This window comes from Autumnicola lenta (assembly GCF_031846515.1).
In the GTDB taxonomy this organism is placed as follows: domain Bacteria; phylum Bacteroidota; class Bacteroidia; order Flavobacteriales; family Flavobacteriaceae; genus Autumnicola; species Autumnicola lenta.
In genome coordinates this window covers 57,355-76,877 of the sequence record NZ_JAVRHO010000002.1, presented here as the reverse complement: position 1 = coordinate 76,877, position 19,523 = coordinate 57,355, and the positions used below count along the sequence as shown (strand labels likewise).

Below are 19,523 nucleotides of genomic sequence, written 5' to 3'. Positions count from 1 at the left end.
CTCTTATATTAGGTCTCTAATCGTAAAAGACGAGAATGAGCTTTTTTAAAGTCAACATGCAAAAAATACTATTTTTATTAATAGTTTTCCCAATAGTTCAGGTTCAAACCTTATTTGCACAAGAACAAATACCTCATCTACAGAAAGTAGGGGACGAACAGCAATTGATAGTTAGCGGAAAGCCTTTTTTAATATTGGGAGGGGAGCTGGGAAATTCTACTGCGACTTCGATGGAGTCTATGGAGCCTGTATGGCCAAGACTGAACTCACTAAATTTGAACACCATTCTCGTGCCTGTTTACTGGGAACTTTTAGAACCCAAAGAAGGAGAATTTCAATATAAATTAGTAGAAGATTTAATAATTGAAGCCAGGAAGCACGATTTAAAATTAATCTTTCTTTGGTTTGGAGCATGGAAGAACAGCATGTCCAGTCACGCCCCCGCATGGGTAAAGCTGGACCAGCAGCGGTTCCCTCGTGCTAAAAGTGAATCGGGAGAAAGTCAGGAAATTCTCACCCCTTTTTCTGAAGAAACCTTAGAAGCAGAAATAAACGCTTACCGACATCTTATGCGACATATCAAAGGTGTGGATGCCGGGCACCAGACTGTAATTTTAATGCAACCGGAAAATGAAATTGGAATGTTGCCATCGGCACGAGATCATAGTCGCCTGGCAAACCGGAAATTTAAAGAGGAAGTTCCTGCTGATCTAATTCAATATTTTCAAAAAAATAAGTCTGAGTTAAACCCGGAATTTTTAGAAGTATGGAAGAAAAACGGATTCAAAACCGAAGGAAACTGGGCGGAAGTTTTCGGCAAAGGATTACACACAGATGAAATTTTTATGGCTTATTATTTTGCTAAATATACAAACCAGATTTCTGCTGCAGGGAAAGAAGAATATGCGTTGCCAACGTTTGTAAATGCCGCACTTAACCGGCCTGATGTTAAACCTGGGGATTACCCAAGTGCAGGACCCTTACCACACATTCTGGACGTGTGGAAAGCAGCTTCTCCAGAAATTGATTTCTATGCACCCGACTTCTATAATCCCCGGTTTAAGCACTGGAACGATTTGTATGTAAGGCAGGATAATCCGCTTTTTGTTCCCGAACATAGATTTGATAATACCGTGGCGGCAAAAGCGCTTTACACAATTGGTCATTATGAGGCGCTGGGATTCTCACCTTTTTCTATTGAACAAATACCGGGTGAGCCTTTAAGTCATAAAGAAAAGAAATTAGCTAAAGTTTATAAAGTTATTGACCAAATAAAGCCGCTCTTGGATAAGTACAGAGGACAGGGCAAAATTGAAGGGGTGTTATTGGATAAAGAAGTAAGTGAAGCAAAATTTGTGCTGGGCGACTATGAATTTACCGCTGAACATACTTTTAACCTGGGCTGGGAACCCGATGCTGCTTCTGAAGAGTGGGAACCTTCCGGAGCTATAATTATTCAAACTGGAGAAAACGAGTTTTATTTTGCTGGTTTTGGTGTTTCGCTTAAGATGAAGAACCTAAAAGATAAAAGTGGCAGGGTAGGCATCTTGAAAACTGATCTCGGTTGTTTTGAAGACGGTCAGTGGAAGGTTTATCGGCATTTAAATGGAGACCAGACGCACCAGGGAAGGCATATACGTTCTTTTGTAGATGATGTGTCCATCCAGCGGTTTGAGCTTTACAAATATGACTAATTAAAGCCTATCCCCTTTTTTGGCAGTTACCGATCTTTAGAATTTTACGGTTTAAGACTTTGTAGTACAGTGAGCAAAATATTTTAGCCGATTTTCTTTCAGTGCATAAAATTTTCTCCGAGAAGAAAATTAAACAACAGGATTCTATGAGCTACAGGAGAGCATGGAACATCCTGCCTTGTCATTAGCCCAATCCGGTCTCTTCTTAAAGAATTCATCATGATTTTTTGAATATGGCTCCTTCAGGGCTACTCTTAATTTTTCAAAAAGAGAGGATTCTCCTTTTTCCAGCTCCTCGATGGCCTGGTGCAACAGGTAATTCCGAAGAACAAACCTTGGATTTGCTTTTTCCATTCTTTCCCGTGATTCTTCTTCTGATATTGAATTCTGTTTTAGTCTGTCCTGATATTTTTGTATTAAATCAAAGAAGGATTTTCTTCCATTGCCCGTCGGAATCTCATAAAAGCTATCATTGAAATAATCCAGAATAGATTCTTCCTCAAGAAGATCCTTAGGAAGATAAGTGAGTAACTGATAAAAAATAGTCAAGTCTGGATTTAAAGAAGAGAGTACTTTTTCAAATTGAGCAACTAAAGTTCGATCGTCTTTTTCCACATTATCGAGTCCTAGTTTATTAGCCATCATCTCGTAGTATTTCCTCCAGAAGGTCTCTTCATAGGTTTGCATGGCTTCTTCTAGCTCATCAGGTCTTTCAAAAAGGGGAAGGAGTGCATTTCCTAGTTTTCCCAGGTTCCAGTAACCCACCGAAGGTTGATTCCCAAATGCATAGCGACGACCCGGAAGATCTGTGGTATTTGGAGTAAACCCGGGATTGTAATCATCTATAAACGAAAATGGACCGTAGTCTATAGTGAGACCGAGAATAGACATATTATCGGTATTCATCACTCCATGCACGAAGCCCACTCTTTGCCATTCGACCATAAGACTGGCTGTTTTTTGGATAACTTCTTTGTACCAGCTAATTATTCTGTTCTCTCCCGTAAGGTGAGGGTAGAATTCATCAATAGTCCAATTAACCAGCTTTTGAAGATTGTCTATTTCGTGCCTGGCGGCGAGAATTTCAAAATTCCCGAATCGCAGGAAAGATGGCGAAGTTCTCATTACTATTGCTCCGGGTTCATACTCAGGATTTCCGTTGTAGAACATGTCCCTTAGGATTTCTTCTCCGGAAGAAACAAGACTTAAAGCTCTTGTAGTGGGAACTCCCAGATGGTACATGGCTTCGCTCATCAGGTATTCTCTAACCGAAGATCTCAACACGGCCCTACCATCTGCTCTTCTTGAATAGGGTGTGGGACCAGCTCCTTTTAATTGAAGTTCCCAATTTTTTCCCTGACTTTCCCATTCTCCCAGGGTGATTGCCCTGCCATCTCCTAATTGTCCGGCCCAGTTTCCAAATTGATGACCTGCATAACAGGCTGCATAAGGTTGCATAGAGGTAGTCACTTTATTACCTGCAAGTACTGCCACATCTTCATCATCTGGTTCTGAAATTCCTAAATCCTGAGCAAGATCTTCTGTCCAGGCGAGGAGTTTTGGTTTGGGAACAGGAGAAGGATGAGCTTTGCTGTAAAGTACTCCCGGAGTTTGCCTGGGGGAAAGGTCACCACTTTCGTCTCCTTTAAACTTAGACACAAATTCGTTCTTGTAATTTTTCTTAATAAGGCTTTGCATATTTTTTCTTTTACGATAAGCAAGAGAAGGTTCTAAGCACAAGAACCAATTTTTCTTTTAAAATACTTATAATATATATAGGCAGCAATTTAAACTCGGGAAAATCTGCTTTTGGCATTGATCCATTTAGAACAACTTTTGCCTTGTATGAAGTTGCGCATAGTTAAGAAAAAGTTTTAGTTTTTAAGGGTGTTATTTCTTAATTAATTGAAAATTAGATAATTATATTTATTGTTTTCTTTTTTGTTATCATTCTTTTAATGATTGAAGTTAAACCTGACTAAAAAAGTTTTCCAATGGGAGCTTATGGGATATATTTATGTCATTAAACAAAACTTAATATATCATGGCTTCATATTTAAATAAGAACGAAATTCAAGATTCTCTTCGAATATTAATTAAACAGTATCTGCAGGATTGCAGGAAAAGTAACAAATTATCTCAGGACTTTATAACTCTTTTGGAACACAATTTCCTGGCGAAGTATGTAATTTTCAACAGGTCTGAGAAAACTATAGAAATTGGGATAGAAGACAGAAATGATACGTCTGAGGCGGCTTATCCTAAAATTCAGGTTTATAAATACAGGCTTGATGATGCTGAGGAAAGAATTGCAAGCTCTTGTGGAGATAAGGATGTTGACCTGGAATTTTATGGTAGGCTGATAAACAGGAATAATCTCCATTCAAATTCTGAGGTTGTTCTAATGAATTAATAACCTGTCTTATGTTTTCTGGTAAAGGTGGCTCTGCAAAAAGCTGCCTTTTTTGTTTGTTGAACTTTTAGTGGCGAAAACGATATTGTGAATAATATAATTGCGCTACCCGGAAAAATAGAATATGATATTTCTCGTCGCCTAATATTTATTGAATTAATTATTTGGTAATTAACATTTTATATTTGTATAGATCAATCTGTGACCTCAATGTTTTAATTATATTTGAGAAGATAGGATTAAGATATTTTCACCTTTTAAGTCCTAAATACGTTTTATTTCTATAATTTAACATTCTAGTAGTATTATGGTTTCTTATATTAAAACAGGGGAAGTTAAATCTTCACTTCAGGCTCTTGTAAAACAGCAAATAGGGGATTGTTCTCAAGGGAAAGAGCTTTCTCAGGATGTCGTGGAGCTCATTAAGCATAATTTTCTCGCCAAATTTGTTCATTACGATAATTACAAAAAAGTGCTGGAAGTAGGAGTTAACATGTCCTCACCAGATTCTATATATCCCAATATTACTGTACACATTATTCCGGAAAAAGAGGTGCTGAATTGGCTTGAGGATTCTTACAAAAGCAGGAAATGCGACCTCGAATTCTATGGGAGAATTTTAAGTGGCAGTACATCTTCAAAAGATTCCGATGTTGTTTTTATGTAAATGAATCCTCTGAACCTTCTTCTGAAGAAAATAGGATTTGTTGAATTTTCTGGAAAACATTCTTTATTTATAAGTTCCTTAACGGCCATTGCATATTCATTTCCATATTTTAAAAATAAAAAATTATGGAAAAGTACTCTAATCTTAATCAACAATATATCGGTGGTAACTGGCAGGAAGGAAATGATGATGCCAGTATCAAAAACATTAATCCATACGATAATTCGGAAATCAATATGATTAAGGGAGCCAATGCAGATGACGTAGATGCTGCACATGCTGCAGCAAAGAAAGCGGGCGAAGAATGGGGAAAGGCCCTTCCGCAGAAAAGGGCAGAAGTGATTCAAAAAGCAGTACAAATTCTCACCCAACGTCAGGAGGAAATTGTAGAATGGCTAATAAAAGAAGCCGGTAGTACCCGGGTAAAGGCGGAGACGGAAATCCAAATTACCCTTGGAATTATGAAAGAAGCTGCATCATTCCCTACAAGAATGCACGGCTTTATCTTCGACTCTATCACACCGGGAAAAGAAAGCAGGGCTTACAGAAAACCTTTGGGTGTGATAGGTATTATAAGTCCGTGGAATTTCCCTTTAAACCTTTCTATGCGTTCTATTGCTCCGGCCCTCGCTACTGGTAATGCCATTGTATTAAAGCCATCATCAGATACACCTGTAACGGGCGCAATTCTCCCGGCCAAAATTTTCGAAGAGGCAGGCTTGCCAAAAGGCGTTTTTAATGTGGTGATTGGAAAGGGGTCTTCTATAGGAGATCATTTTGTTTCTCATCCCGATTCTAAACTTATTTCCTTTACCGGTTCTACTCCTGTGGGAAAAAATATAGGCAAATTGGCAGGGGAAGCCATAAAGAAAACTTCTCTGGAGCTGGGTGGTAACAATGCGTTTGTTGTTCTGGACGATGCCAATATAGACGACGCTGTAGATGCAGCTGTTTTCGGAAAATTCATGCATCAGGGTCAGATTTGTATGTCGATAAACCGAATTATTGTCGACAATAAAGTTGCAGATGAATTTGTAGAGAAGTTTGTCGAAAAGACCAAACAACTTAAATTCGGAGATCCTTCAGACAAAGAAACTACTGTGGGTCCTTTAATAGATCACGATCAGGTAGAGCGAATTCTTAAAGATGTAAACGAAAGTACTAGTGATGGCGCAATCCTTAGAATTGGAGGCGAGGCCAAAGATAATGTCCTGGAGCCAACAATCCTCGATAATGTAAGGGATGATATGCCAATTGCCGATAATGAGATTTTTGGACCTGTAGCACCAATTATAAGGGTTTCTTCGGAAGAAGAAGCGCTAAAAATTGCAAATTCCAAAAAACATGGCTTAAGTGGAGCTGTATTTACTAAAAATATCACCCGCGGAGTAGCTTTTGCACGAAAAGTTGAAACCGGAATGATCCATGTGAACGATCAGACGGTAAATGATGAGCCAAATGCTCCTTTTGGAGGTGAAAAGGGCTCCGGTATTGGTCGTTTCAATGGGGATTTTGTGCTGGAAGAATTTACAAGGCTGCAATGGGTAACTGTGCAGCATGAGCCAAGGGATTTCACTCCTTTTGCATGATAACTGCCAAATTTAGGGCATCATCTTTTTCAAAGTGATGCCTAACTTTTTGTAACAATATTTTCCAGGATCATTTTTGCATGGACCCTCGAGTTTTCGATAAACCACTTATGTGTGTCTACACCACCGCAAACTACACCGGCCAGGTATATGTTGGAAACATTGGTTTCCATAGTATGTGGGTCGTAATTCGGTATTTTTTTACCATCATCAGATAACTCAATTCCCATATCCTGAAGAAATTTAAAGTTGGGACGATAACCGGTCATTAGTAAAACAAAGTCGTTTTCGATCACTTCTGTTCCTTGTGGAGTTTCGATCACCACCTCATTCTCCCTTATTTCTGTAAGTTTTGCATTAAAATGTGCTTTAATACTGCCTTCATTTATACGATTATCAATATCGGGCCTTACCCAATATTTAACCCGCCTTCCAATTTCAGGCTTTCTCACGATCATGGTGACCTCACCACCTTTTCTGTAAATTTCCAGCGTAGCATCTACAGCAGAATTACTGGCTCCCACCACGACGGTTTTTCTTGTTGCGTAGTAGTGCGGATCCCCGTAGTAATGAAACACCTTTGGCAGATCCTCTCCCGGGATATTTATTTTATTCGGAATATCGTAAAAACCCGTAGCTACAATCACATTCCGGGTTTGGTAAACAGCTTTTTGAGTTTCAACAATGATTTTTTTATCCTCCTGTTTTTCTACGGAAGCCACCTTTTCAAAAAGATTGATGTTTAATTGATTTGAAGTGGCGATCCTACGATAATATTCTAATGCTTCTGCTTTTCTTGGCTTGGGATTAGTACTTATAAACGGAATATTATCAAGTTCCAGCTTTTCTGAAGTAGAAAAGAAGGTCATATTTGTAGGGTAGTAATAAAGAGAATTTACCAGGCAGCCTTTTTCAAGGATCACGTAAGAGAGGTTCTTTTTCTCGGCTTCCAGTCCACAGGCTATACCTATAGGGCCTGCTCCAATTATTACTACATCGTAAGGTTTATCAGGAATTTGCAAGTTTTCTTAAATTTTGAATGGTATCTAAAGGATTTTCTGCTTTAAAAACAAAACTTCCTGCTACCAGGATATCAGCACCGGCTTTACAAAGTTCAGCAGCATTTTGGTCTGAAACACCTCCGTCAATTTCGATAAGCGTTTCAGCAGCATTTTGGATAATCAGCTCCTTGAGCTGCCTGATTTTTTTATGGGTGTTTTCTATAAAGCTTTGCCCTCCAAATCCGGGATTTACACTCATTATAAGCACTAAGTCGATATCATTTATAATATCTTTCAGCAAATCGATATTAGTATGGGGATTAATTGCAACACCGGCTTTCATTCCTTCAGATTTTATTACCTGCAACGTTCTGTGCAGGTGAGTACAGGCCTCAAAGTGTACCGTAAGATTGTGTGCACCAAGTCTCGCAAAATCTTTAATATACCTGTCGGGATCAACGATCATAAGGTGTACATCAAGAGTTTTTTTGGCATGCTTGTTAATGGCTTCCAATACCGGCATTCCGTAGGAAATATTCGGAACAAAAACGCCGTCCATAATATCGATATGAAACCAATCTGCCTCACTCGAATTTACCATTTCTATGTCCCGCTGAAGGTTACCAAAATCGGCAGCAAGAAGGGAAGGGGCAATTAGTTTAGGTGTCATAGCTATTTAAATTTATGCAAAAATAGAAATTATGATGGCATTGTGCGGAAGAAAAGAATTTATGATCAATTATTATGTCATTAATTCAAACCGGGAATGTCCGCCGCACCTACGCCATAACTTTACTAATTTTGAGCCATATTACTTTCCACGTTGGGATCGCCTTGTAGTTTAACCGAGAATACAGCGGAATTTACATCATCCGGTTGGTCCGTATCTGGTTGATAAGTGAAGTAAATAGAATGTTTATTTCCATCCCTTACCGGTTTTAAATCCATTTTAAGAGTAGACTGCGTTTCCCCTGATCCTGGTGTTATCATGCTACCTTTGCCCAACAATTCACCATCCGGCGAATCCAAATGGGCCTCAAGGTTAAATACAGGAATAATTTCACCTTGCCAGCCTAAATTAATAGTGGCTTTATTCACATTTGTTAAATCCATTTTAGGCAAGGCAAACCAACCTGCATTCTTTGGGGTCAATAGCAATTTTTGGCCATTATACTCCATTGTGGTGAAGCCATCGCTTTTTAATGTGTCGGAAACCATAAACGTGTTGCCTGGCATTATCATTTGAGTGGTTTCGGTAAGAGGGTTTATCCCTTTGGCACCTTTATCGGTATAGCTGGCTACTAAGACCAATGATTTTTGAGGGCCACTTTCTTCGGGATAAATAGTTCCATCTACAGGTAGCGATTTATTGTTTTGTTCTTCCTGGGTCAGTGAAAAGATATAATCCACAATTTGTTGAGTTTCTTTTTTACTGAGGTTGGGGTGTGCGGGCATCATAATTTCGCCCCATACACCACCGCCTCCGGCCATGATCTTCCGCTCCAGGTACGAATATACATTTTTATCATTTTTGTATCTTTCAGAAACTGCCATGTAAGATGGTCCTACCGAAGGTTCCTCTACCTTATGGCAGCTTTTGCAATCCAGAGTCTGGGTTAGGGTTTTGCCCATAATAGCCGAGTTCACTTCCTGGTGTCCCATCGCCATAGAGGCTTTATCAAGCCCTTCGGCATAATCGACTCCCACGTAAATATTTTGTTCATCAACATTGCTGCCGTCTTCATGATCCTTCACGCTCACCGAATAGCCTAATGGAACCCCGGGCATGTAAAAGGAGGTGTTACCTTGGGTAATGGCAATTTTCACTTCAGGCCGTGAATTTCCGGCAATCACCCTGGCTACTGTATTCTTTGTAGAGTCACCCTGACTATCTTTTGCGGTCACAGAAACTTGATATTCTCCTGCTTTGTTATATGTATATTGAACTTCAGGCACATTGGTTTCCATGGTTTCCCCATTCCCAAGATCCCATAGATATGTTATTTGATCATTTTCCCGATCGCGGGCATCCACGCTTGCTTTAATGCTAAGCGGAAGGCTGCCCGAAGTTTTATTAACTTTCATGTTGGTAAGCAGGGGAGGACGATTGCCCCCATTGTAATTAATAACCGCTAAGCCAGAGTCGTCGTTTTGTGCAAACCAGCCACTACCATACTCCAGTAGGTAGATGCGACCATCGGGTCCTACTTCCATATCAATTAGGTTATTCAGCTCAATATCTTCGGCAAAAGGCTCCATCTTGCTAAAATTACCTTCCTCATCAAAAGTCACCGCTTTCATCCAACCGCGTATCCATTCGTAAATAATTAATTTGCTATCGTAGTAATCTGGAAGCCGAGTTTCCTGGGGAAACATATCTGGATAATATACAGGACCCGCCATGGCATTCCTACCGCCTGAGCCGACTTCGGGAAAATCCGGGGAAGCGTCGTAAGGGTACCATATCATCGCTTTTTGTGCTGGCGGAAGATTGGTTAAACCGGTGTTGTTGCGCGAGTCGTTTACGAGATGATCGGGATCAAAGTGCTCTCCACTTTTTCCAGTGGCATAATCATAGTCAACATAAGGTTTGTTGTTTGCTATAACGAAAGGCCAGCCATAATTGCCTGCTCTTTTGGCCTGGTTTACCTCGTCATAACCTTTGGGTCCGCGGGTTTTTAAACTGTCTTCGCCTGCATCTGGTCCTACTTCTCCCCAGTAAAGGTTGCTGTTTTTCTGATCAACAGATATACGATAAGGGTTACGATGGCCCATAGTATATATTTCTGGCCTGGTTTTTTCCGTTCCTTCCGGGAAAAGGTTTCCGTTGGGAATATCATAGGTGCCGTCTTCATTTACCTTAATACGGATAATCTTACCGCGTAAATCATTGGTATTACCGGCAGTCCTGCGCGCATCAAATTGCCTATGGCCGGGAATATCATTTAGTGGCGCAAAACCATTACTCACAAATTTCACATCTTTTTCATTAAAAGGGGTTGAGTTATCCCCCGTAGAAAGAAATAAAAGGCCATCCGGCCCAAAGGCTATGGAGCCACCCGTATGGCAGCAAATCTCCCGCTGGGTCTCAATTTCCAAAATAACTTCCTCTGTATCTTTTTGAAGTTTGTCATCGGTGAATTTAAAACGGGACAGGCGGTTAGTCCAGTCGTCACCTGATGGACTATAATAGGTATAAATCCAATGATTTTCTTTAAAATTGGGATCTTTCTGCAATCCCATCACACCTTCTTCTGCATTCACCCCCGGAGTATTCAGGGTCTCGGAATAAACATCCAGCATGCCTACCTGGCTTAATGTGCCTGTTTTTTGCTTATATAGCATTAACTCACCGCGGCGCTGCGCCACAAGGATGTCCAGGTTAGGAAGGATGGTCATTTCCGTAGGTTCAAAAAATTCTCCCATTGAGAGTTCTTCTTTGGTAAAACGGTCTGCATCGGGTGGGAGCTGAGTCGTCGCTTTATCATAGTCAAGCAATTTATTGTCATTCATGGCATACTTGAGGCCACCCCATAAATGCTTTAGATAGTTTTCTTCGGAATAGCTTTCGTCGGTATGGCCTAACTCTGTATAAAATGCACGACCTCCATCATAATCGTGATACCAGCTCATGGGATGGTTTTTTCCGTTGGTTCCACCCTCGTATGTACTTTCGTCTATACCGATAAGTACGTTAATATCTGGATTGATGTTTTTGAAGTTATAAAGCTCATCTTCTCTGTGCCAAACATCCTCTTCGAAGAAAGAGGTAGCATCAAAATCTTTATTTTTTATAATAAAATCTGCTTCCTGTATAGCGGGATGGCTTACAAATTGCGCGCCTACCAGTTTGGTGTACCAGCCCCAATCATATTCAGTATCTGTAGCAGCATGAACCCCGACAAATCCACCGCCGGCCTGGATATAACGTTCCATCGCCGCTTCCTGACGGGCGTTAAGGACATTTCCCGTAGTGTTTAGAAAAACGATCGCAGCGTATTTTTTCAAGCTGTCATCTACAAAGCGTGAAGCATTTTCAGTAGTATCCACCTGAAAATTGTGCTCTTTCCCCAATTTTTGAAAGGCTTCAATCCCTTTGGGGATTGAGCTATGACGGAAGTTAGTAGTCTTCGAAAATACAAGTATGCGCGGTTCACCATCCCTTTTGTTGTTGCAACTGGAAAACAGGATTAATACAAAGGCAAGGCTAGAAAATAATTTTTTTTTCATTTTAAGGAAATACTGTAATGACTAAAGGTTTTATGTTATCATAACATCAACGGCTAAAAGTACATTTTTTTTAATTTTATATAAAAATTAATATTTAATTCCTTTTGGATTTCTCTACTTCACTGACTTCACTCTCCATCCATAATATTGATATAAAACCAATCTGCCTCGCTTATTTTACCGTTTAATACTTCGCTGGAGTTACCAGAATTCGCAGCAAGAAATGATGCGGAAATAATAGTGTTTATTAAATGTATTTAAGTGTAGGAATAAGAATAACTGGGTTAAACTTATTTTATGCCCTCTGTGAACTTATTTAAAATGTACCTGACGGAACCTTGAATAGAAGGGTTTAGAAGATCTATTTGAGAAAGATAAGTGTCTATTTGAGCAGCGTTGTAACTGTCGTCCAGGGAAATAAAATCCACTTCGTAATCATCAAACTGAATATTTGGTACTTTTTTCTGAAAAATAGTGATGACATTATGATGGCGTTGGTCAGCTTTTATTCTGCTAAATAAAGATTTTAATAAATTCTCCTCGCCCTCCAGGACCTGGAAAAAGTTTCCTTGAGAATATAAGAGTATCCCTGTTATATTATTATCGTTGTTCCAATTTTTACTGAAATCTAAAGCTTCCTGAATTTCTGTTTCTGAAAGCTCTGGATTAACAGTGCTTACATAGCTAATGGCATAGCGCATATGGGTTGTTAATTTGGTTAGACTTGATGCCAAAAATACCGAAAAATTAAGAACTGTTTATACCTTAATTTTGCCTTGATCGAGTTTATTTCTGCTTCAAATCATTAAAATGATCTGAAATCACCTTTTTTGCAGCATTAAATCCGCTCATCCCATGTACGCCACCACCCGGTGGAGTTGAAGAAGAGCAGATATAAATACTGGGATTAGGAGTCGAATATGGAGATATTTTTGCTATTGGCCGGGTAAAGAGCTGAGTGATATCTTGTTTTCCGCCATTGATATCCCCACCTATGATGTTGGGATTAAACACTTCCAGTTGATGAGTATTCATTGTAGATTTAGCAAGGATGCAACCTTTAAATCCGGGAGCGGCTCTTTCTATTTGGTCTTCTATTTGTTTTGTGAAATCTTTGGTGCTTCCATTTTCGACATGACAGTAAGCCCAGGCAGTGTGTTTGCCATCTGGGGCGCGGGTATTATCAAAAACTGAATGTTGTGCGATTAATACATAAGGAGTATCAGTCGCGCGATTGTTATGAACGGAATCTTCAGATTCTTCCATTTCCTTTTTTGTAAAACCGAGGTGTATTGTACCTGCTTTTCGGCATTTTTCGTTCGTAAAAGGAATAGGTTTGCTTAAAGCCCAGTCGATTTTAAAGACTCCTGCGCCATAGTTATAATTCCCCATTCTTTTACGGTACAGCGAAGGGAATTCGGTTCCTTTTATTTTTAAGAGTTGTTCCGGGGTAACATCAAAAAGATATGCTTTTGCTTTAGGAAGCTCATTTACATCCTCCACCTTTTTATTCAGAAAAATTTCACCTCCCATAGATTTATAGTAGGAGAGGAGCGCTTCTATAAATTTTCCGGCGCCACCTTTAGGGAACGGCCATCCAAATTTGTGTGCCATTGTGGTCAGCACAAGTCCGAAAGAGGCTGAAGCAATGGTGTTTAGTGGCAAAGTGGAATGAGCGGCAGAGCCATAGAAAAAGACTTTGCTTTTATCCTCTTTAAAATAATGGTTCACCAGCATTTTTGCAGATGGTAGTGCTTTTAATCCAAATTTCAGTAATTCAACGGGATGATCTGGAAATGACAATGGTCCCAGGAGGTTGTATTCCAATTGGGGCCATTTTTCCACAATAGGCTTGAAGAGTTTTTTATAGGAGTTTTCATCCTTATATAGCTGCGCAGCTGTCCTGTCAATATCCTGAAAACAAGCGAGGGCAGTACCATCATCAAATGGATGAGCATAAGGAATATCGGGATAGATCCATTCCAACCCATGTTCGTCAAGGGGCAGGGTTCTGAAAAAAGGAGAAGCAACGCCCATCGGCAAAATTGCAGAGCCAATATCGTGCTTAAAGCCCGGCAGTGTAACTTCTTCCGTTCGGGTGGAACCGCCAGGGGAAGAAGCCTGCTCAAAAATGGCAGTTTTTAGCCCCTTTTGTTGAAGATGAATGGCCGCAGCCAGCCCGTTGGAACCACTTCCAATTATAATCGCGTCATATTGTTGAGACATTATGGCAATTGATTTTTATCTAAATTAGCTAAATATTCTTTAAAGGTGATATTACCGTTTTTCTCGCCGATCATATCATTGGTAGTGACAAACTTAAAATAGTCCAGTTTCTCGTGAATATCTTCAAAGAAATCGGGAAGTTTCAAGCCGATATCTGCGATAACTTCAGGAACTTTTACAATTTTTCCGCCTATAGTTTCCTGGATCATTTCTGCCATTTCCAGTCGGGTATGGATTTCCGGTCCTCCCACTTCCGTTACTTCCGGCCCTTCATCCACATACCGACAAACCACCTTGGCGAGATCTGCATGATGAATACTATTGGTTTTGGCGCTTCCATCTCCAATGAGAGGAATCACTTTTCTTTTCGCCATTATCATCAAGTCATTAAGGCCGGAAAAGAATCCCACAGGACGTATAATCGTATAATCAAACCCTGAGCCGTGCAGCGCCTGTTCAAATAATTTATGTGAGCGTGCTACAGCAAAATCTTCCTCTACATCGGCTCCTTTTATAGAAGTATAAACGAACCTTTTTACGCCATTTTTCTCTGCATCACGCAGAATATTTCGATTGGATTCAAAATCAATCTTATAAAAAGATTTCTCATTGGGGGTAAAGAGGCTTACACTGTTTCCCAAAGCCGAAATCACGGTACCCACACCTTCTGTAATATTAGCAACTTCCTCGCTGTTGCTTGCATCGGCTTTCCAAATGTCGTTCGTGTACGGAATAAGTTTTTCTTTTCCTTCATCAGAACTGGTGAGGACGCGTATAGGCCGCCCCTGTGCATTCAGCACTTTTACTATCTCCAGTCCCAAAGAGCCAGATGCTCCTGCGACCAAAACTTTTTGCTGTTTTCCCATAAATTTTTTACAGAAAAAATACGCAGAATAAAGAGAAAAGCGATGAGCAGAAACAGGGATTAACAAAAGTTTAGTTTCTGTAAAAGTCTGCATAGGTTTTCAACCTCAGGCATAAAAAAAACCCCGGTCATCACTCCGGGGTCATTCATCAATCAAAAAACGAACAGTTATTTCTGCTCCGGTCATCACTCCGCAGCTAAACTGTTGTCATCTTAAATATCTTATCCTAAGTAAGTTTTCAAAATCTTACTTCTGGAAGTATGCTTCAATCGTCTGATTGCCTTTTCTTTAATCTGTCTAACTCTCTCACGTGTTAAATCAAAAGTCTCGCCAATTTCTTCAAGCGTCATTGGGTGTTGGTCTCCCAATCCAAAATAAAGACGAATTACATCTGCTTCACGCGGAGTCAATGTTTCCAAAGCACGCTCAATTTCAGTTCTAAGCGACTCATGCAGCAATTCTTTGTCAGGATTTGGAGATTCACCAGAACGTAATACATCGTAAAGGTTAGAATCTTCCCCTTCAACCAAAGGCGCATCCATAGATACGTGGCGCCCGGAATTCTTCATAGATTCCTTAACATCATTAATCGTCATGTCCAGTTCCTTGGCGATCTCTTCAGCACTAGGCGGGCGCTCGTGAGACTGCTCCAGGAAAGCAAAAGTTTTGTTGATCTTGTTAATAGATCCAATCTTGTTTAGCGGCAAACGCACAATACGCGATTGCTCTGCCAAAGCCTGTAAAATGGACTGACGGATCCACCATACAGCGTAGGAAATAAACTTAAAACCACGTGTTTCATCAAAACGTTTAGCAGCTTTAATAAGGCCTAAATTCCCTTCGTTAATTAAATCGGGAAGTGTTAAACCCTGATTTTGATATTGTTTTGCCACCGAAACCACAAAACGTAAATTCGCTTTGGTCAGTTTTTCCAAAGCACGGTCATCACCCGCTTTAATTCGCTGAGCCAATTCTACCTCTTCGTCGGCAGTAATTAAATCAACCTTACCAATTTCTTGCAAATACTTATCCAGCGAAGCAGTTTCACGGTTAGTAACCTGCTTCGTAATCTTAAGTTGTCTCATCTATCTTCTCCTTGGATTTATAATGTGAATAGCTCTTGTATTAGTTTATACGTAAAGAGTAGTCGGAATGTTACAAAAAACCTTAATTATTTTTATTTGGGCGTTGCCCTACGGGCCGGGCTTTCCGCTGCAAGTCCGCGCTCCTTCCAGTCGCGGCGGGCTTTTCGCTGCAATCCCTAACGCAAAAAAATGTATAAAGTGAAAGTAAAAAAGTTTAAGTTTAGACTTTAGACTGTAGTTCGTAGTTTGTAATTGGTGGCGGATTTTGGAATGTGAAGTTGGGAAATTGTGAGTTCAGTTTTCAGAAGCAGGTCGAAAATTGCCATTTTTCAGTCCTCATTCAAAATTAAGAATTCAAAATTCAGAATAATTTTATTTTCATCTTGCTTCCCGTTTCCTGCAGCGCAGCGGTCTATAATCTTTTTCAACCAATTTAATTTGTATAGGTCGAATATTTCCATTTTCCAGTGTCCATTCAAATTTCAGAATTCAACATTCAAAATAGTTTTATTTTCATCCTGTTTTCTGCAGCACAGCGGTCTTTAATTTTTTTCTGATCAAATAAATTCGTTTAGGCCGATAATTGCCATTTTAGAGTCACCATTTAAAATTCAACATTCAGAATAATTTTAATTTTATCTTACTTCCTGCTTCCTGCTTCCTGCTTCCTGTTTCCTGTTTCCTGTTTCCTGTTTCCTGCTTCCTGCAGCGCAGCGGTCTTTAATCCTTTTTTGCCAATTACATCATTTAGGCGATAAATGCCATTTTTCGGTCTTCATTCAAACTTCAGAATTCAAAATTCAAAATAACCTTTAGGAACAGGTCGATAATTGTCATTCTAAAAAACTTCATTTAAAGTCAATATTAAACCTTAAACATTGAACATTTGAAAGGTTTTAAATAAAAATGCCCCTGAATTTCTTCAGAGGCATTTATTATATAGGATTCAGAAGAAATTAATCGTCTTTTCTACGATCTCTTCCTCTGCTGCGATCATCGCGTCCGCGATTGTCACGTGAACCTCTGTTGTCACGACCTCTGTCATTGCGGTCGTTATCTCTTGGAGGTCTTGCCTGGTATCCTTCAGGTTTGTCAAGTAAAGCTTTACGCGATACTTTTTCCTTACGGGTCTTAGGATCAACTCCAAAATACTTAACGTCTATCACGTCGCCAAGGTTTACAACATCTGTTACGTTGTCTGTGCGATCCCATGCCAATTCAGAAATATGTAATAATACTTCGTTACCCGGAGCATCAATATATTCTACAACTGCACCAAAATCAAGGACTTTTATCACTTTTACTTCGTAAACGCTTCCTTTTTCAGGCTTAAATAAGATAGAGTCTATTTTTGCAAGTACTTTGTCTATTCCTTCCTGGTTGGTTCCAAGAATTTCAACAACTCCCTGCTCGTCTACTTCGTTAATTACAATTTCGGTTCCGGTAGATTTCTGAAGTTCCTGAATAACTTTTCCTCCAGGTCCAATAAGCGCTCCAATAAATTCGCCAGGTATAGTTCTGGTAATGATTTTTGGGGCATGAGCTTTTACATTTTCGTTTGGTTGAGAAATGCTTTCAGAAAGTTTATCAAGAATATGCAATCTTCCGGCTCTCGCTTGTTTTAAAGCTTTTACCAAAATTTCATAAGAAAGTCCTTTAACTTTAATATCCATCTGGCAGGCGGTAATTCCGTCTTCGGTACCGGTTACTTTAAAGTCCATGTCACCTAAAGCGTCCTCATCTCCTAAAATATCAGAAAGAACGGCATAGTCATCTCCCTGGGAAATTAATCCCATTGCGATTCCGGAAACCGGCTTTTTTAAATTGATTCCGGCGTCCATAAGTGCCATTGTTCCGGCACATACTGTTGCCATAGAAGAAGAACCGTTGGATTCTAAAACTTCAGAAACTACTCTTACAGTGTAAGGGCAATCTGCAGGAATCATATTTTTAAGTGCACGTTGTGCCAGGTTACCGTGTCCTATTTCCCTTCTTGAAGTTCCTCTTAAAGGATAGGCTTCTCCTGTGGAAAAGGGAGGAAAGTTATAGTGTAGGTAAAAAGTTTCTTCGCCCTGGTGTGTTGGAAGGTCTACCTGGTTAGCCTCTCTTGAAGTTCCCAGAGTTACTGTTGCCAGCGCCTGAGTTTCTCCTCTTGTGAAAATAGCCGAACCGTGTGTAGAAGGTAAATAATCAACTTCTGTCCAGATAGGACGAATTTCGTCAGTTTTTCTACCGTCTAAACGGATTCCTTCTTTTAGAGTCAGATCTCTTATAGCAGCTTTATGTGTTGCTTTAAAATACTTAGAGATAAGAGCTCCATTTTCTTCCTGTTCTTCTTCAGAAAATAGTGCTTTTACTTCTTCTTTTATTTCTGAAAATGCAGCGCTACGGTCATGTTTGGCTTTAGCTGCTTTAGCAGTATCGTAAATTTTCTGATAAGCAGCTTCGTGAATTTTCTGCTGAATGCTTTCGTCTTCTTTTGCAGTTTCGTATTCACGTGTTGCTTTCTTTCCGAAAGCTTCAGCAAGTCTTACCTGTGCCTCAACCTGAATTTTAATAGCTTCGTGAGCAAATTTAATAGCTTCTGCCATTTCTTCTTCGCTGCACTCCTTCATTTCGCCTTCTACCATCATTACAGAATCTGCAGAAGCACCAACAATCATATCGATGTCTGATTCTGCCAATTGTGAGCGGCTTGGGTTAATAACAAATTCACCGTTAATACGGGCAACTCTTGCTTCAGAAATAGGAGCCTCAAAAGGAATATCCGACAACTGAATAGCGGCGGATGCTGCCAAACCGGCCAAAGCATCTGGCATCACTTCTTCGTCATGAGACATTAGCTGAATCATCACCTGGGTCTCAAATTTATAATCTGAAGGGAATAAAGGTCTTAAAACCCGGTCTACTAATCTCATTACCAGAATTTCTTCTGTACTTGGTCGTGCTTCCCTTTTGAAAAAACCACCAGGATAACGTCCTGCGGCTGCGAATTTTTCACGATAATCTAATGTTAACGGGAAAAAATCCATAGTTGTTGGTGTGTGGGAAGATACTACAGTACAAAGAAGTACTGCATTTCCCATTCTTAGCTCAACCGACCCGTGGGCCTGCTTTGCTAATTTTCCGGTCTCGAGGGAGATAGTTCTACCGTCTCCTAAGTCGATAACCTCTTTAAATGTTTGTGGAATCATAATGTGTTTGAATTCTTAACCGGAATAGTTCCGGAATTATTTGTTAAACAATGGTCTCCGCCTTTGCCGGACGGCCGGTGTGTGTTGTTGTGTGTGAAGTAAGGTAGACCAATGAAAAACTACCTCTCGACGATGCTCGAGGTAACAATTTTTAATCTAAAAGCTAATTTACTTTTAAATATATAAAAAAGGGGGCATAAAGCCCCCTTGAAATTTATTTTCTTAATCCTAATTCTTTAATGATGGCTCGATATCTCATAATATCCTTCTTCATTAAGTAATCAAGTAAACTTCTTCTTTTACCAACCAGCATAACCAGTGAGCGTTCTGAATTGTAATCTTTACGATTTTTCTTCAGGTGCTCAGAAAGATGGGCAATTCTGTAAGTGAACAATGCAATCTGACCTTCTGCAGAACCCGTATCATTTTTCCCCTGACCGTGTTTAGCGAAGATTTCTTCTTTTTTTTCTTTGCTTAAATACATTCCAATATTAATTTTAATGATTTTTATGTATTGGCAGTTTTTCTACCAGGCGGCAAATATACTACTTTCTAAAG

Annotated in this window: 14 protein-coding genes; 4 read left to right on the top strand and 10 right to left on the bottom strand. The window is 39.8% G+C overall.

The window, feature by feature from the left end; genetic code table 11:
* The first annotated feature begins 56 nt into the window (after positions 1-56).
* The gene (locus RM545_RS01555; protein ID WP_311493509.1) at positions 57-1,694 is read left to right on the top strand and encodes a GH35 family beta-galactosidase; all 1,638 of its coding nucleotides are present in this window, start codon (positions 57-59) and stop codon (positions 1,692-1,694) included.
* A gap of 144 nt (positions 1,695-1,838) precedes the next feature.
* Here RM545_RS01555 and RM545_RS01550 read toward each other — a convergent pair whose 3' ends face one another.
* The gene (locus tag RM545_RS01550) at positions 1,839-3,392 is read right to left on the bottom strand and encodes a protein adenylyltransferase SelO (protein WP_311493508.1); all 1,554 of its coding nucleotides are present in this window, start codon (positions 3,390-3,392) and stop codon (positions 1,839-1,841) included.
* Positions 3,393-3,738: 346 nt separating this feature from the next.
* Between RM545_RS01550 and RM545_RS01545 the strand changes: the two genes are divergently transcribed.
* The 3 genes from RM545_RS01545 (at position 3,739) to RM545_RS01535 (ending at position 6,363) form a co-directional block, all read left to right on the top strand.
* A complete protein-coding gene (locus tag RM545_RS01545; protein ID WP_311493507.1) occupies positions 3,739-4,107 on the top strand; it encodes a hypothetical protein in 369 nt (122 codons plus the stop codon).
* Positions 4,108-4,414: 307 nt separating this feature from the next.
* Positions 4,415-4,774, top strand: a complete 360-nt coding sequence (locus RM545_RS01540; protein WP_311493506.1) for a hypothetical protein — start codon at positions 4,415-4,417, stop codon at positions 4,772-4,774.
* 125 nt (positions 4,775-4,899) lie between these two features.
* Complete coding sequence (locus tag RM545_RS01535; RefSeq protein WP_311493505.1) at positions 4,900-6,363, top strand: aldehyde dehydrogenase family protein; 1,464 nt, start codon at positions 4,900-4,902, stop codon at positions 6,361-6,363.
* A 41-nt stretch (positions 6,364-6,404) separates the two neighbouring features.
* Here RM545_RS01535 and RM545_RS01530 read toward each other — a convergent pair whose 3' ends face one another.
* The 9 genes from RM545_RS01530 to rpsO form a co-directional block, all read right to left on the bottom strand.
* A complete protein-coding gene (locus tag RM545_RS01530; protein WP_311493504.1) occupies positions 6,405-7,385 on the bottom strand; it encodes a YpdA family putative bacillithiol disulfide reductase in 981 nt (326 codons plus the stop codon).
* On the bottom strand, positions 7,372-8,034 hold the full coding sequence (gene rpe, locus RM545_RS01525; protein ID WP_311493503.1) for a ribulose-phosphate 3-epimerase: 663 nt from the start codon (positions 8,032-8,034) through the stop codon (positions 7,372-7,374). Before rpe ends, RM545_RS01530 begins: the two co-directional genes overlap by 14 nt.
* Positions 8,035-8,159: 125 nt before the next feature.
* The gene (locus RM545_RS01520) at positions 8,160-11,594 is read right to left on the bottom strand and encodes a ThuA domain-containing protein (protein WP_311493502.1); all 3,435 of its coding nucleotides are present in this window, start codon (positions 11,592-11,594) and stop codon (positions 8,160-8,162) included.
* A gap of 290 nt (positions 11,595-11,884) precedes the next feature.
* Positions 11,885-12,328: a BLUF domain-containing protein gene (locus RM545_RS01515; protein WP_311493501.1), complete on the bottom strand. Its 444-nt coding sequence runs from the start codon at positions 12,326-12,328 to the stop codon at positions 11,885-11,887.
* A gap of 52 nt (positions 12,329-12,380) precedes the next feature.
* Positions 12,381-13,820, bottom strand: a complete 1,440-nt coding sequence (locus RM545_RS01510) for a phytoene desaturase family protein (RefSeq protein WP_311493500.1) — start codon at positions 13,818-13,820, stop codon at positions 12,381-12,383.
* On the bottom strand, positions 13,820-14,686 hold the full coding sequence (locus RM545_RS01505; protein WP_311493499.1) for an SDR family oxidoreductase: 867 nt from the start codon (positions 14,684-14,686) through the stop codon (positions 13,820-13,822). The genes RM545_RS01510 and RM545_RS01505 overlap by 1 nt, the downstream gene beginning before the upstream one ends.
* 221 nt (positions 14,687-14,907) lie before the next feature.
* Positions 14,908-15,771: a sigma-70 family RNA polymerase sigma factor gene (locus RM545_RS01500; protein WP_011708302.1), complete on the bottom strand. Its 864-nt coding sequence runs from the start codon at positions 15,769-15,771 to the stop codon at positions 14,908-14,910.
* Between the two features lie 956 nt (positions 15,772-16,727).
* The gene (locus tag RM545_RS01495) at positions 16,728-18,965 is read right to left on the bottom strand and encodes a polyribonucleotide nucleotidyltransferase (protein WP_311493498.1); all 2,238 of its coding nucleotides are present in this window, start codon (positions 18,963-18,965) and stop codon (positions 16,728-16,730) included.
* A gap of 214 nt (positions 18,966-19,179) precedes the next feature.
* Complete coding sequence (gene rpsO, locus RM545_RS01490; protein WP_311493497.1) at positions 19,180-19,449, bottom strand: 30S ribosomal protein S15; 270 nt, start codon at positions 19,447-19,449, stop codon at positions 19,180-19,182.
* Between the last annotated feature and the right edge of the window lie 74 nt (positions 19,450-19,523).

Coding starts and splice junctions, on each gene's coding strand:
- RM545_RS01555 (WP_311493509.1), top strand. CDS start 57: ATGCAAAAAATACTATTTTTATTAATAGTTTTCCCAATAGTTCAGGTT.
- RM545_RS01550 (WP_311493508.1), bottom strand. CDS start 3,392: ATGCAAAGCCTTATTAAGAAAAATTACAAGAACGAATTTGTGTCTAAG.
- RM545_RS01545 (WP_311493507.1), top strand. CDS start 3,739: ATGGCTTCATATTTAAATAAGAACGAAATTCAAGATTCTCTTCGAATA.
- RM545_RS01540 (WP_311493506.1), top strand. CDS start 4,415: ATGGTTTCTTATATTAAAACAGGGGAAGTTAAATCTTCACTTCAGGCT.
- RM545_RS01535 (WP_311493505.1), top strand. CDS start 4,900: ATGGAAAAGTACTCTAATCTTAATCAACAATATATCGGTGGTAACTGG.
- rpe (WP_311493503.1), bottom strand. CDS start 8,034: ATGACACCTAAACTAATTGCCCCTTCCCTTCTTGCTGCCGATTTTGGT.
- RM545_RS01520 (WP_311493502.1), bottom strand. CDS start 11,594: ATGAAAAAAAAATTATTTTCTAGCCTTGCCTTTGTATTAATCCTGTTT.
- RM545_RS01510 (WP_311493500.1), bottom strand. CDS start 13,820: ATGTCTCAACAATATGACGCGATTATAATTGGAAGTGGTTCCAACGGG.
- RM545_RS01505 (WP_311493499.1), bottom strand. CDS start 14,686: ATGGGAAAACAGCAAAAAGTTTTGGTCGCAGGAGCATCTGGCTCTTTG.
- RM545_RS01500 (WP_011708302.1), bottom strand. CDS start 15,771: ATGAGACAACTTAAGATTACGAAGCAGGTTACTAACCGTGAAACTGCT.
- RM545_RS01495 (WP_311493498.1), bottom strand. CDS start 18,965: ATGATTCCACAAACATTTAAAGAGGTTATCGACTTAGGAGACGGTAGA.
- rpsO (WP_311493497.1), bottom strand. CDS start 19,449: ATGTATTTAAGCAAAGAAAAAAAAGAAGAAATCTTCGCTAAACACGGT.